Below are 13,380 nucleotides of genomic sequence, written 5' to 3' on the forward strand. Positions count from 1 at the left end.
CGATGATGAAATTGCATGTTTTTCCCGGTTCGCCCCGCGCCCGCAAGGCGCTCACGGTAGCCTATCATCTCGATCTGCCGATCGAGGTTGCCGCGATGGATCCGCGCACCGGCGCGCACAAGCAACCCGAATTCCTGAAGCTCAATCCCAACGGCAGGATCCCGGTGCTGGAGGAGGACGATTTCGCCCTTTGGGAATCCAACGCCATCATTCAGCATCTTGCCGAGAAGAAGCCCGGCGTCCTGACCCCGACCGATGCCAAGGGGCGGATCCAGATGGCGCAGTGGCTCGCCTGGGACCTCGCCCATTGGGATTCGGCCTGGGTGATGGTGATCTTCGAGACGGTCGTGAAGCAATTCTTGGGAAGAGGGGAGCCCGATCCGGCACGGCTCAAGGAGGGCCGCGAGCGGCTCGACATGGCCGCCAAAGTGCTGGACGGCCAGCTCGCGAACAACGAGTTCGTGCTGGGCGATAAATTGACCGTGGTCGATTTCGCCCTCGCGGCGCCGCTGTCCTTTGCCGCCATGTGCCAGGTTTCGCTCGAGCCTTATCCGCATATTGCCCGCTGGTTCCGCCGCATCGAGGCGACGGAAGCCTGGCAGAAAGTGCCGGGGCTGCCGGTTGCGGCCTAGGCTGCGACGGTGTTTTGCCCCGGTTTCCGCCGTTTTCCCACGAAAATGGTGAATAATGGTTGACTCGGGCCGCCATTGCCTCTAGGCACCCCGAACCGCGCGGGTTTTCACGAGCCCGCGCGTTTACGTGTCCCGTGGCTGCTCCCCTTTGGGCGAGCGCCTGTCAGCCTTCAACCGAGGGCAGAGGAGGGCGCGTTCCTCAACTGTAACCTTTTTTAAGAGGACCGCGATGTCGAAGCGCGCAAATGCGAAATACAAGATTGACCGCCGCTTGGGTCAGAATATCTGGGGCCGTCCGAAAAGCCCTGTCAACAAGCGTGAATACGGCCCGGGCCAGCACGGCCAGCGCCGCAAGGGCAAGCTGTCGGACTTCGGCACTCAGCTGAAGGCCAAGCAGAAGCTCAAGGGCTATTACGGCAACATTTCCGAGAAGCAGTTCCGCGCCTATTACGCGGAAGCGATTCGTCTGCGTGGCGACTCGGGTGCGAACCTCATCGGCCTCCTGGAGCGCCGTCTCGATGCGGTGATCTATCGCGCGAAATTCGTGCCGACCGTGTTCGCCGCCCGCCAGTTCGTCAACCATGGCCATGTCAAGGTGAACGGCAAGCGCGTCAACATTCCGAGCTATCTCGTGAAGGTCGGCGACGTGATCGAGGTGAAGGAATCCTCGCGCCAGCTCAACCTGGTGATCGAAGCCGTGGCTTTGGCCGAGCGCGACGTGCCGGATTATTTCGAGGTCGACCATTCCAAGATGACCGCGAAAATGACCCGCGTCCCCGGCCTCACCGACGTGCCGTATCCGGTGCAGATGGAGCCGAATCTGGTGGTCGAGTTCTACTCGCGCTAAGGTTTGGTCGAAACGAATACCAAGAAGCCGCTCTTTCAGGGCGGCTTTTTTCATGGTGGTAAGCCGGGCCAAAGGTGTGTGAACCGCGGCATGGATTGTCTGCGCGATTGGGCGCATGATCGCGGTCATGCGCACCCTTCTCGCCCAAGCCTTTGTCGCCGCGGTGCTCCTTTGCGCCATGCCGGCGGCGGCGGACATTTCGCCCTGGCCGCCGCGCGATTCTGGCGACGGGCAGATGCAAACCGAGATCACTGTCGATTGGGCCGCGGGCCTGCGCGATGCCGCGAGCTTCGATGAGGTGCAACGCCGGATCGGGGCGAAAGGCCGGATCGAGTCGATTGCCGACGAGGGCGACGCGCCGCGCGCGGTCTATCGTTGGACGGGGCTGCACGGCCGAGGCGGCATCACCGCCTTCCTCTATCGCACCGGCGATTTCAGCCTGGTGATCGCGCCGGCGAACAGCCGTCCGATCAAGCTGAACAGTTTCGGCGCCTATTTCTGCCCCGATTGCGCGCCGCCGGTCCAGGCTTGCGGGCACCGGCCCTCCTGGGTGCCGCATTCGGTCCATTGGGACAATTTCGATTGCCCCTGCACCGTCACGGGACCGCCAGTGCAATATGCTTGCGAGCCACCCTGATCGGCGGCACATTGCCCCCGCGCCGCGAGGCGACAAGTCGAGAAGGGGACAGGAACGCCATGCCGACGGATGCATCGCCCGGGCACGAAAAGAACGCCGACCAGATCGCCTATTGGAACGGGCCGAGCGGCCAGCGCTGGACCGACCGGCAGCCGGTGCAGGACCTTCTGCTCGCGCCGGTCTCGGATATCCTGATCGCGCGCGCCGGCGCTGAGCGGGGTGAGCGGGTTCTCGATATCGGCTGCGGCTGCGGCGCAACGACGCTCGCGCTCGCCGAACTGGTTGCGCCCGGCGGCTCCGTCCTTGGCGTCGACATTTCCGAACCGATGCTCGCCCGCGCGCGGCAGCGCACGCCGGCGGGCGTACCGGCGGATTATGCGCTCGCCGATGCCACCGTGCACGCCTTCGATCCGGGCCGTTTCGACCTCCTGGTCTCGCGCTTTGGCGTGATGTTTTTCGCCGAGCCGGCATTGTCCTTCGCCAATATGCGCCGGGCGCTGCGGCCCGCGGCGCGCATCGTCTTTGCCTGCTGGCGCCAGCCGCGCGAGAATCCGTGGATGATGGTGCCGCTGCAGGCCGTCTATGCGCATGTTCCGAAACTGCCGCAGCTCGGGCCGGAGGATCCCGGGCCTTTCTCTTTCGCGACGGAGGAGCGGGTGCGGCGGATTCTCGGCGAGGCGGGATTTTCCGATATCACGATGGAGCCGCACGACGTGTCGCTCGATCTCGCGATCGGGCGCGGGCTCGATGCCGCGACCGATAGCGCCCTGGAGATCGGGCCTGCCAGCCGGGCGCTGGAAGGACACGGGCCGGATGTGCGCGCCGCCGCCAAAGCTTCGGTCCGCGAGGCGCTCGCGCCGTTCGTGCGCGGCGAAACTGTGCCGCTGGCCGGGGCGATCTGGATCGTTACCGCGCGGGCGTGAAGGGCTGCACCGTTACAGCCGCCCCAAAAAACCGCCGAAGCTCATCAGCCCCTCCGGCCACGGACCGTGGCCTGACTCGGTGTTGATATGCCCGGCCTCGCCGGCATTGGCGAAGGTCGCGCCCCAGCTTGTGGCCATGTGCTCGGCGGCGGCGAGCGTGCAGTACGGGTCGTTGCTGCTGGCGATGAGGTGGGCGTGGAAGGGGATTTTCCCGTGCGGTGTCGGGTCAAAGACCATGGCGTCGGGCAGCACCTCGCGCACCCAGGTGCCACGCAAGTCCGGCGGCGCGACGAGAAAGGCGCCGATCACATTGTCCGGCAGGCGCGGCACCGCATGGGTGACGACCAGCACGCCAAGCGAATGGGCCACGAGCACGACGGGGCGCGTGCAGGCCTTGGCTGTGTCGATCAGCTTTTGCGTCCATTCTTCCTGATGCGGCAGGTCCCAGTCGCCCTGCTCGACGCGCTGCGCCGTCTTCAATTTCTGCTGCCAGCGGCTCTGCCAATGGTCGGGGCCCGAACCGCCCCAGCCGGGGATGATGAGAATGTCGGCGTCCGATGTGCGCATATGCAGATCCTCAACTCCATTGCCCGCGGATGCGCGGCATCGTGCCGTGCAGGACGCCGTAGGCCCAATCGTCGCAGCCGAGGCTGCGCGCGCGGGCCGATGCGGCGTGCCAGTCATAGACGACGGAGCGATGCGAGAAGGTCCAGCCGCGCTGGGCGCGGTCAATGACGCCGTAGCGCGCATGCGGGCTGCCGCTTTGCACGATGGCATGTCCGGGGATGCCGAGATCGCACGCCTGATAGCCGACGCTGCCCGGATTGAACACGATGCGGCCGTCGCTCAAGGCGACGCAGCGCGGCAGATGGGTATGGCCGCACAACAGGACGCGCGCCGCGGTCGGGCCGAGATCTTGCGCAATCTCGTCGGGATGGCGGAGCAAGAAATTCGTCGCGTCTGGCCGTTCCAACAACAGCCGGTCGTCCTGCTCGGGATGCGCATGAAACGCGAGGACCTCAGGCGCCAGGTCGAGCGTGAGCGGCAAATTCTTCAGCCAGTCGATGTGATGCGGATCGAGCGCATCGCGCGCGATCCCATCCATCGGAAGCATCTCCTGCCGCGGCATGTCGTCCATGTAGCGGTCGTGATTGCCGCGCACGGTCGGCCATTTCAGGTCCATCAGGAGATCGGCGCATTCGCGCGGCTCAAGCGGCCCGGCGACGCAATCGCCTAAGTTGACGATGAGATCCGGCGCCATCTCCTTGATGTCGGCAATGACCGCTTCGAGCGCGCGCAAGTTCCCGTGAATATCGGCGACGACAGCGATCCGCATGAGCTCACGCTTCCCCGAACACGCGGTTGAAAATCGTATCGACGTGCTTCAGGTGATAGCCAAGATCGAACAGCTCTTCGAGCTCGGCATCCGACAGTTTCGCCGTGACGTCCGCGTCCTTCTTGAGCAGCGTGAGGAAATCGCCTTCGCCGCGCCAGACTGGCATGGCGTTGCGCTGCACGTATTTGTAGGCGTCCTCGCGCGAGACGCCCTTTTGCGTCAACGCGAGCAGCACGCGCTGCGAATGCACGAGGCCGCCGAGGCGGTCGAGATTCTTCTGCATGTTCGCCGGATAGACGAGCAATTTGTCGATCACATTGGTGAGACGCGCGAGCGCAAAATCGAGCGTCACCGTCGCGTCGGGGCCGATCATGCGCTCGACCGAGGAATGCGAAATATCGCGCTCGTGCCACAGCGCGACATTCTCCAACGCCGGCGTGACCATGCCGCGCACCAGGCGCGCGAGGCCGGTGAGATTTTCGGTGAGCACCGGATTGCGCTTGTGCGGCATGGCCGACGAGCCCTTCTGGCCTTCCGAGAAATATTCCTCGGCCTCCAGCACTTCGGTGCGCTGCAAATGACGGATCTCGATGGCGACGCGCTCGATGCACGAGGCGATGACGCCGAGCGTCGCGAAGAACATCGCATGGCGGTCGCGCGGGATGACTTGCGTCGACACGGGCTCGACGGTGAGGCCAAGCTTCTCCGCCACATGCTCTTCCACATAGGGATCGATATTCGCGAATGTGCCGACCGCGCCCGAAATGGCGCAGGTCGCGACATCGTCGCGCGCCGCGACGAGCCGCGCACGGCAGCGGGTGAATTCGGCATAGGCCTCGGCCATTTTCAAACCGAAGGTCACGGGCTCGGCGTGAATGCCATGCGAGCGGCCGATGGTCGGCGTCATCTTATATTCGAAGGCGCGGCGCTTGATGGCGGCGAGCAGCGCGTCGATGTCCTTGAGCAGCAGATCGGCGGCGCGCTTCAACTGCACCGCGAGGCAGGTGTCGAGCACGTCGGACGAAGTCATGCCCTGGTGCACGAAGCGCGAATCCGGCCCGATGAATTCGGCGAGATGGGTCAGAAAGGCGATGACGTCATGCTTGGTGACGCGCTCGATCTCGTCGATCCGCGCGACGTCGAAGGTGACATTGCCGGCCTTTTCCCAAATCGCCTTGGCGCTTTCCTTCGGGATCACGCCGAGTTCGGCGAGCGCGTCACAGGCATGCGCCTCGATCTCGAACCAGATCTTGAACCGCGTCTGCGGCTCCCAGATTGCAACCATATCGGGGCGGGAATAGCGGGGGATCATATGCGGCAACTCTTTACGAAAAAGGATTTATCCCCTTTCCGTAACCGTCCCTCCGGCTTGAGGCAAGCTCTCGCGCGGCTCTTGCACAACGGATTGGACTTCTGCCGGTTTGGGCCGCGGAAAGGCGCATTTGCCTGTGCCGATAAACGGAGATGAGGGAATTAAGATGGAACGGCTTGCCGAAGTAATATGTTCATGCTATGTTCCGGCTTGCTCAGGGGTAAAATGTCAAAGGATTCAGATCTATGAGGCTCGAAGATCAAATTGAAAAGCTTGCTGCGCTTGGGCTGGAGCTCGATAAGGGCGTTACGGTTGACGACTTGCTTTATTCATATCCGCGAGAGGATTATGAGAGTAGCCCATTCAACCTGATTCTATTGATGTTCGGCTCCGAAGTTGAGCGCGAGCCTTGGGGGCGAAACATATGTTCGAGGGCTTACGACCTCGATATGGAGTGTATCTCGTCTGACGAAGACTATGTCAGGATTGCCGAGCGCCTCTGCCTCGTGGCCGGGAGAGAGGGAGCGCTCGCAGACATCCAGTGCTCTCTCGATTTCAAATCCGATACGGGATGGCTTGAATACGGCGTCGATGATGCGCGGCGGCGCCGGAGCATCAAGATCGATAGCGATTGGGCCGACCCGGACGTGATCGAGCACGTGCTCCGCGATTTGCAACGCGACGGCAAGCGGTTCTTCGGCCTAGATAACGGCCAAGGGTCAGTCTATTTCTATCTCGATGACGCGACAGCGCTCGAACTGAACAGATTGTCCGGAGACGCCCTTGAGGCCGCATTGCCGGATTAGGGTTGAAACTCGATCATAGCAGAAGCTCGATCAGGCTTTCTCGCCGCGCGCCCGCATCGCTGCTTCGCGGATGGCGGCGATATTTGCCGCATAGGCTTTCGCGCCGCCTTTGAACACCGACGAGCCGGCCACAAGGTAATTCGCGCCGGCCACCGCCACCTGCGCTGCGGTCTCCGCCGTGATGCCGCCGTCGACCTCGATCTCGATCTCGCGGCCGGCGATCATCGCCTTGACCGCGCGGATCTTGTCGAGCTGCGACGCCAAGAACTTCTGGCCGCCGAAGCCGGGATTGACCGTCATCACCAGCACCAGATCGACCATGTCGAGTACATGGGCGATGGCGGTCTCCGACGTGCCCGGATTGAGCGCGACGCCGGCCCGCTTGCCGAGCGCGCGAATCGCCTGCAGCGAGCGGTGCAGATGCGGGCCGGCCTCGGCATGCACGGTGATGCGATCGCTGCCGGCTTTGGCGAAAGCTTCCAGATAGGGGTCGGCCGGGGAAATCATCAGATGGGTGTCGAACATCCGGTCGGTAACCGGGCGGATCGCGCGCACCACATCCGGTCCGAAGGTGATATTGGGCACGAAATGCCCGTCCATCACATCGATATGGATCATGTCGGCACCAGCCTCGACCACGGCCTGAACCTCGGCGCCAAGCTGGGCGAAATCGCTGGCCAGGATGGACGGCAGAATGACGAGGGGACGCATGGCAACTCCGGCGGTCTTCGATAGGCGGGTAGGAGGCATGCGCGTAGCACGGCGGGCGGGAAATCGGAAGACAGAACGCGACGAAGCGCATAATCTGCGCACAAGCGTTGAGATTGCCGTTTCGGATGAAGAGGTTGCGGATGACGTTCAAGGCGGATGTCGCGGTATTGGGAGCCGGTATGGTCGGGGTTTCCACCGCGCTGCATTTGCAGGCGAAGGGCCGGTCGGTGGTTCTGATCGACCGGAACGGCGAGGCGGGGGAAGAGACGAGCTACGGCAATGCCGGGATCATCGAGCGCTCGTCGATCTTCCCCTATATGTTTCCGCGCAATTTCAACCTCTTGCGCAAATACGCCCTCAATGCGCTGCCCGAGGCGCACTACCATGTGGCGGCAGTGCCGAAATTCCTGCCCTGGCTGGTCCGCTATTTCGGCAATTCCTCGCACGAAATGTCCTGGCAGATCGCCATGGCGTCGCGGCCGCTGATCGAGAATTGCCTCGTCGAGCACAAAGCCCTGATGGCACAGGCCGGCGCGGAGCACCTCCTGCGCGACGTCGGCTGGCTGAAAGTGTTCCGTACGCAGCGCTCGATGGACCAGGGCGTGGCGGAAGTTGCGCGCCTCAAGCCGTTCGGCATCAACTATCGCATCCTCGATGCTGCAAGCGTGCGCGCTTTGGAGCCGCATCTCGATGCAAGCGTGATCGGCGGCATCCATTTGCTCGATCCCGGCTTCGTGCCCGATCCAGGCGCGCTGGTGAAGGCCTATGCCGCTTTGTTCGAGCAGCGCGGCGGCGATTTCGTCAAGGGCGATGCGCGGACCTTAGGCCAGGACGCGGACGGATGGGGCATCGACACGGAAGATGGCCGTCTGCATGCGCGCGACGCGGTGATCGCGCTCGGGCCCTGGTCGGACGACGTGTTCAAGCCGCTCGGCTACAAACTCCCGCTGTCGATCAAGCGCGGCTATCACCTGCATTTCACCGCGCAGGGTGGCGCGACACTCAATCGCCCGATCTATGACGCCGACGGCGGCTATGTCCTCGCGCCGATGACGCGCGGTATCCGCCTGACCACGGGCGCCGAATTTGCGGCCCGCGACGCCGAGCCGACGCCGGTGCAGATCGAAATGACCGAGCCCGCGGCGCGCAAATTGTTCCCGCTCGAGCACCAGATCGAGGATGTGCCCTGGATGGGGCGCCGGCCGTGCATGCCCGACATGCTGCCGGTCATCGGCCGCGCGCCGAAACATTCCGGCCTGTGGTTCAATTTCGGCCATCAGCATCACGGCTTCACGCTCGGGCCCGTCTCGGGCCGGCTGCTGGCCGAGATGATCACCGGCGAGAAACCCTTCACCGATCCCATGCCCTACGCCGCCGAACGTTTCGGTTAAATCCTCATCTAATCCTGATCCAATCATGTCCACGGAACGCCGTTTTTCACCGACGGGTTCGCTCGTCTGGGGCCTTGCCGCGAGTCAGCTCTTCGGCTGGGCAACGCTGTATTACGCCTTTACCCTCTTCGTGCAGCCGATGCGGCAGGAGCTTGGCTGGAGCGATACGGCGCTGAACGGTGCGCTCACCTTCGGCCTGTTCATCGGCGATCTCGCCGCGATCCCGATCGGCCGCTGGGTCGACCGGCGCGGCGGCCATGCCATCATGACGGCAGGGGCGGCCCTTGGCGCGCTGGCGCTGGTCCTGTGGAGCGGCGTGCATCATCTTGTGTCGTTTTACGCGATCTGGGGCTTGATCGGGCTGGCGCAGGCAAGTTCGCTGATCAATCCGGCGATGACGGTGGTGACCGCCAATGTCACGGATTACCGCCGCGCGATCACCTATGTGTCCTTCGTGACGGGCCTTGCCTCGAGTCTTGCCTGGCCGATGGCCAATCAGCTCATTGCGGCCTTCGGCTGGCGCCCTGCGCTCCTGGCACTTGCTATCGTGCAGATCGCAGTTCCCCTGCTCGTCAACGCCATCGTCCTGCGCGGCACCAGAGGCACGCGTGTCGACCATGAGCCGATGCCGCTCGGCAGCGATGCAGGCCGCGCCTCGCCCTTGCGGCAGGTGATGCGGCTGCCGGCCTTCTGGACTTTCGCGCTCGCCTTCAGCATCTACTGGTTCGTCTCGGCGGGAACCACCATTCACATGCTGCCGATCTTGCGGGAGCGCGGCATCGCGCAAGACACGGCGGTGGTGCTCGTCTCGCTGTACGGGCCGGCGCAGGTCTTCGGCCGCATGGCGCTGTTCGTGCTGGTGCCCGATTTCTCGGCCCGCAGCACCGGGCGGATTATGTTTCCGCTGTGGGCCTTCACGCTGCTCCTGCTGCTGGTGATCAAGCCGCTCGGCCTCTCCGGCCTGATTATTTTTTCCATGCTGTTCGGTTCGACCATGGGCACGCTGCTGATCCTGCGCCAGACCGGCGTCGTCGAAATCTTCGGCGCGCGGGGCTATGGTACGATCACCGGCGCGCTCTCGACGGTCTCGATCCTCCCGCGCACCACCGCGCCATGGATCTTCGCGCTGATGCGCGACAGTTTCGGCGGCTATGACGGGGTGATTGCCATCATGTTCGTGCTGACGGCGATCGGCTGCGTCGCCTATTGGAGCGCGACGCGGGCGGCGCAGGATGGCGCTGCGGCCTGAGCGACGGGCCTTTACACGGAAAAGTCGATTGCCTCGTCGTCCGGCACGATGCGGACCTTATTGGTCTCGGCGGTGCCCTCCGAACGCGTATAGCGGATCGCCTCGTCTTTGCTGACGAACAGGCCGCCGCACAGACCACGGGTTTCGCGCACGACCCAATGGCCCTCGTGATCGCGCCCCAGCACGAATTCGAGGGCGCTGCGGTCGTGGGTCTTGGTACTCTGGGTCAACATAAAAAAGTCCTCAGTGGACGACGCGGCGCTTTATGCACGCATATGCCGTAAGAACGCCATAGGGAAGGCATGCCAGGCGCATAAGGAACGCATAAGGCGGATTTTTCTGGTGTAACCTGCTGTTGTTGCAGCGATTTGTCGAAAGTCAGCATCATTTTTCGGCGCGATGCCCTAGCCGTATTTGCCGCGCCAATCGGGCAGGGCGCCCGGGAAAGGAAGCGCCGTTGCGCTAAAGACGCCGCGGGCAATGGCGCGGGCGAGGCATTCGGCGGCGATCAGGCCGATCTCGGTGAGGTCGCGCAAACTCGGCTCGACCTCGCGCGCGCCGGTCGCGGCCGCGAACACCACGTCGCCGTCGAGCACGGCATGGGCGGGACGCAGCGCCAGCGCCATCCCGTCCTGCGCCTGCACGGCGAGCCTTTTGGCTTGCGCCTTGGTGAGTTTGGCATCGGTCGCCACGATGGCGATCGTCGTGTTCTCAGGCGCGTCGCTCTTCAGGCGCATCGCCAGCGCGTCGGCGGGGAAGGGATGTGGCGGGCCGTGGCCGCCGAACTCGGCGCCCTGCTCATAGGGTGCGGCCCAGAAATGTTTGGACGATCCGATCGTCGCCTGGCCGAGGGCATTGACCGCGGCCAACGCACCAACCGTGAAGCCGGCGCTGGTCCGCGCGCTCGCCGAGCCGAGGCCGCCCTTGAGGCCGGCGACCCGCGCGCCGAGACCCGCGCCGACACTGCCAAGGGCAAAGTCCGCTGCGGCGGCGCGGGCGGCGGCAAGACCAAGATCCCAATAGGGCGGTCGCATCCCCCAGGCTTTGTCGCCGCCGTTGGTGAGATCGAACAGGATCGCGCCCGGCACGATCGGCACGCGCGCCTCGCCCACGGCGAGGCCGCGCCCGAGCGCACGCAGATGCGCCTGGACGCCGCCCATCGCGTCGAGGCCGAAAGCCGAGCCGCCGGACAGCACCAGCGCGTCGACGGCGGCGACCGTCATCTCCGGTTCGAGCAGCGCGGCGTCACGTACGCCCGGCGCGCCGCCGTGAATCGCGATCGACGCAACAGCTGGTGTCTCGAAGATCAGCGCGGTCACGCCCGAGGCAAGCGCCGCATCGCCGGCGTTGCCGACCACGATGCCGGCGATGTCGGTAATCAGATTTCTCATGCGATCACGAGATCGCGAGTTGGCGCGCTCAAGACTTTCTCCGCTTCGCATCCGCCGCTATGAAGTCTCAAGTTTCTAGCATAGGCAAAGCCGTTTGCCGATGCGATGCACGTTTGAGAGATGTTGTTAGGGATAATGGTTCATGACGCATGACATTACGTTGCCGGCGGCGGCGCTGGCGGGGCTCCTCTCCTTCCTGAGCCCGTGCGTGCTGCCGCTCGTGCCGCCCTATTTGTGCTTTCTTGCCGGCACCACGCTCGAGGATCTCGCGGAGCACGGCGAGGCCGAAGCGCGCAAGGACGCGGTGCTCGCCGGCGTGCTGTTCGTCTTCGGCTTCTCGACGGTGTTCACCGCGCTCGGCGCTGCCGCCTTCGGCTTTCAGGCGCTCGTCGGCCCCTATCTCTATTGGCTCGGCTTTGCGGCAGGCGTGTTTCTGATCGTCGCGGGCCTGCATTTTCTCGGCCTGTTCCGCGTCGCGCTCTTGTACCGCGAGGCGCGATTCCAGACCGCGCATGCGCCGGGCTTGTGGAGCGCCTATGTTATGGGCCTGACCTTCGCCTTCGGCTGGGCGCCGTGCATCGGGCCGATCCTGGTCGGGATTTTGAGCATTGCGGCGTCCGAGGCGACGGCATGGCACGGTGCGTTGCTGTTGGGCGTCTATTCCCTGGGACTCGGCGTACCGTTTGTGCTCGCCGCGTGCGCGATGGGGCCGTTCGTCTCTTTCCTCAAGCGCTTCCGCGCCCATTTCGGCCTGGTCGAGAAGGTGGTCGGGGGCCTGCTGGTCGTCACCGGCATCGCCTTCCTGACCGGGGGCATGCAGAGCATGTCGCAATGGCTGCTGCAGACGTTTCCGGCGCTGAGCGCATTGGGATAGAGCAAAAAAAAACCCGCCGTCGCCGGCGGGTTTCTCAATGCCGATCGTCAAGCGATCAGTTGTTCTGGAAATAGGTGATCTTGCCGTCGTCGCCCTTCTTCCAGGTGTAGAGCGTATAGTCCGGACGGGTGATATCACCCTTCTTGTCGTAGGAAAGGTCGCCGATGGCGGTATGGAAGACCATGCCCGAGTGCATCTTCTCGGCTACCTTTTCCGGCTCAAGTGACTTAGCTGCTTCTGCCGCCTGCACGACGACCTGCACAGCAGCATAGCTATACAGCGTATAGGCTTCCGGGTTGAACTTCTTCGCCTCGAATTCCTTCACGACTGCAGCTGCTTCTGGGCGCTTGCGCGGGTCCGGCGGGAAGGTCATCAGGGTGCCGATCACGGCGTCGCCGCCGATCGCCGCGAATTCGTCCGAGGTGATGCCGTCGCCGGACATCATCACGGCCTTCACGCCCTGGTCATGCATCTGGCGGGCGATCAAGCCGCCTTCCGTCTGCAGGCCGCCCCAGTAGACGATTTCCGCGCCCGAGTCCTTGATTTTGGACACGATCGCCGAATAGTCCTTTTCACCGGCGTTGACGCCTTCGTAGAGCACCTCGGTCACGCCGCCAGCGTTGACGACCTTCTTGGTTTCGTCGGCAAGGCCCTTGCCGTAGGTGGTCTTGTCGTGGATGAAGGCGACCTTCTTGCCCTTCAGATCGTTGAGGATGTACTTGCCGGCGACAGCGCCTTGCTGATCGTCACGACCGCAGGTGCGGAACACGTTCCACATGCCGCGCTCGGTGATCTTCGGATTGGTTGCCGACGGCGTGATCACCAGGACACCCGCGTCCTGATAGACCTCCGAAGCCGGCATCGTCACGCCGGAGTTGAAGTGGCCGATCACGAACTTGACGCCGTCGCCGACGAATTTGTTGGCCACCGACACGCCCTGCTTCGGATCGGAAACGTCGTCGCCCTGTTCGATGACGAGCTTCTGGCCGAGAACGCCCCCTTTGGCATTGATGTCATCCACCGCCTGCTGCGCGCCGTTGGTCAGCTGTGCGCCGAAGGCAGCGTTGGCGCCGGTGATCGGGCCAGCGACACCCAATTTCACGTCGGCGCTGGCCGCCCCGGCATAAGCCAAGCCCGCCGCAAGGACGAGGCCGGACATCCAAACTTTCTTCATAAGACTACTCCCCTTTGGTTGATCTTGGACGTTAGTCGCAAGAACACGGACGACTCCCGTCCCTAAGGGGCAATGATTGCCCTTTTTGAAACAAGAG

The 13,380-nt window shown here is 63.8% G+C and carries 15 protein-coding genes; 8 read left to right on the plus strand and 7 right to left on the minus strand.

Translation table 11 applies throughout. The annotated features are described in order from the left end of the window. Positions 1–5: 5 nt before the first annotated feature. From V9T28_RS04010 to V9T28_RS04025, 4 genes are all read left to right on the plus strand, one after another. A complete protein-coding gene (locus V9T28_RS04010) occupies positions 6–632 on the plus strand; it encodes a glutathione S-transferase family protein (RefSeq protein ID WP_158554802.1) in 627 nt (208 codons plus the stop codon). 229 nt (positions 633–861) lie between these two features. Further along, the gene (rpsD, locus tag V9T28_RS04015) at positions 862–1,479 is read left to right on the plus strand and encodes a 30S ribosomal protein S4 (protein ID WP_116400957.1); all 618 of its coding nucleotides are present in this window, start codon (positions 862–864) and stop codon (positions 1,477–1,479) included. Between the two features lie 115 nt (positions 1,480–1,594). Continuing rightward, positions 1,595–2,116, plus strand: coding sequence for a hypothetical protein (locus tag V9T28_RS04020; RefSeq protein WP_116400958.1), 522 nt, complete (start codon positions 1,595–1,597; stop codon positions 2,114–2,116). A 59-nt stretch (positions 2,117–2,175) separates the two neighbouring features. Further along, the gene (locus V9T28_RS04025) at positions 2,176–3,039 is read left to right on the plus strand and encodes a class I SAM-dependent methyltransferase (RefSeq protein WP_116400959.1); all 864 of its coding nucleotides are present in this window, start codon (positions 2,176–2,178) and stop codon (positions 3,037–3,039) included. Between the two features lie 12 nt (positions 3,040–3,051). On the opposite strand, the gene V9T28_RS04030 is transcribed toward V9T28_RS04025, so the two are convergent. From V9T28_RS04030 to purB, 3 genes are read right to left on the minus strand one after another with little or no spacing between them, the layout of a single operon-like run. Beyond that, complete coding sequence (locus V9T28_RS04030; RefSeq protein WP_116400960.1) at positions 3,052–3,606, minus strand: RBBP9/YdeN family alpha/beta hydrolase; 555 nt, start codon at positions 3,604–3,606, stop codon at positions 3,052–3,054. Positions 3,607–3,616: 10 nt separating this feature from the next. Further along, on the minus strand, positions 3,617–4,375 hold the full coding sequence (locus V9T28_RS04035) for a metallophosphoesterase family protein (protein ID WP_116400961.1): 759 nt from the start codon (positions 4,373–4,375) through the stop codon (positions 3,617–3,619). 4 nt (positions 4,376–4,379) lie between these two features. Then, complete coding sequence (purB, locus tag V9T28_RS04040; protein ID WP_116400962.1) at positions 4,380–5,687, minus strand: adenylosuccinate lyase; 1,308 nt, start codon at positions 5,685–5,687, stop codon at positions 4,380–4,382. 245 nt (positions 5,688–5,932) lie between these two features. On the opposite strand from purB, the gene V9T28_RS04045 reads away from it, so the two are divergent. After that, positions 5,933–6,493, plus strand: a complete 561-nt coding sequence (locus tag V9T28_RS04045) for a hypothetical protein (protein ID WP_116400963.1) — start codon at positions 5,933–5,935, stop codon at positions 6,491–6,493. A gap of 30 nt (positions 6,494–6,523) precedes the next feature. Here the strand turns inward: V9T28_RS04045 and rpe are convergent, their stop codons facing one another. Then, complete coding sequence (rpe, locus tag V9T28_RS04050) at positions 6,524–7,204, minus strand: ribulose-phosphate 3-epimerase (protein WP_116400964.1); 681 nt, start codon at positions 7,202–7,204, stop codon at positions 6,524–6,526. Between the two features lie 140 nt (positions 7,205–7,344). Here rpe and V9T28_RS04055 point away from each other — a divergent pair, with 140 nt between their 5' ends. After that, positions 7,345–8,595 (plus strand): NAD(P)/FAD-dependent oxidoreductase, encoded by a 1,251-nt coding sequence (locus V9T28_RS04055; protein WP_245424101.1) that lies wholly within the window; start codon positions 7,345–7,347, stop codon positions 8,593–8,595. Between the two features lie 25 nt (positions 8,596–8,620). Then, the gene (locus tag V9T28_RS04060; RefSeq protein WP_116400966.1) at positions 8,621–9,844 is read left to right on the plus strand and encodes an MFS transporter; all 1,224 of its coding nucleotides are present in this window, start codon (positions 8,621–8,623) and stop codon (positions 9,842–9,844) included. 11 nt (positions 9,845–9,855) lie between these two features. Here V9T28_RS04060 and V9T28_RS04065 read toward each other — a convergent pair whose 3' ends face one another. Continuing rightward, the gene (locus V9T28_RS04065; RefSeq protein WP_116400967.1) at positions 9,856–10,077 is read right to left on the minus strand and encodes a hypothetical protein; all 222 of its coding nucleotides are present in this window, start codon (positions 10,075–10,077) and stop codon (positions 9,856–9,858) included. 171 nt (positions 10,078–10,248) lie between these two features. Next, complete coding sequence (locus V9T28_RS04070) at positions 10,249–11,235, minus strand: P1 family peptidase (RefSeq protein WP_116400968.1); 987 nt, start codon at positions 11,233–11,235, stop codon at positions 10,249–10,251. A 142-nt stretch (positions 11,236–11,377) separates the two neighbouring features. Between V9T28_RS04070 and V9T28_RS04075 the strand changes: the two genes are divergently transcribed. Beyond that, positions 11,378–12,109, plus strand: a complete 732-nt coding sequence (locus V9T28_RS04075) for a cytochrome c biogenesis CcdA family protein (RefSeq protein WP_116400969.1) — start codon at positions 11,378–11,380, stop codon at positions 12,107–12,109. Between the two features lie 55 nt (positions 12,110–12,164). On the opposite strand, the gene V9T28_RS04080 is transcribed toward V9T28_RS04075, so the two are convergent. Further along, positions 12,165–13,283 carry a branched-chain amino acid ABC transporter substrate-binding protein gene (locus V9T28_RS04080; RefSeq protein ID WP_116400970.1) on the minus strand — a complete coding sequence of 373 codons (1,119 nt, stop codon included), beginning with the start codon at positions 13,281–13,283 and terminating at the stop codon, positions 12,165–12,167. Between the last annotated feature and the right edge of the window lie 97 nt (positions 13,284–13,380).

The sequence above is a fragment of the Methylovirgula sp. 4M-Z18 genome (genome assembly GCF_037890675.1).
GTDB lineage: Bacteria > Pseudomonadota > Alphaproteobacteria > Rhizobiales > Beijerinckiaceae > 4M-Z18.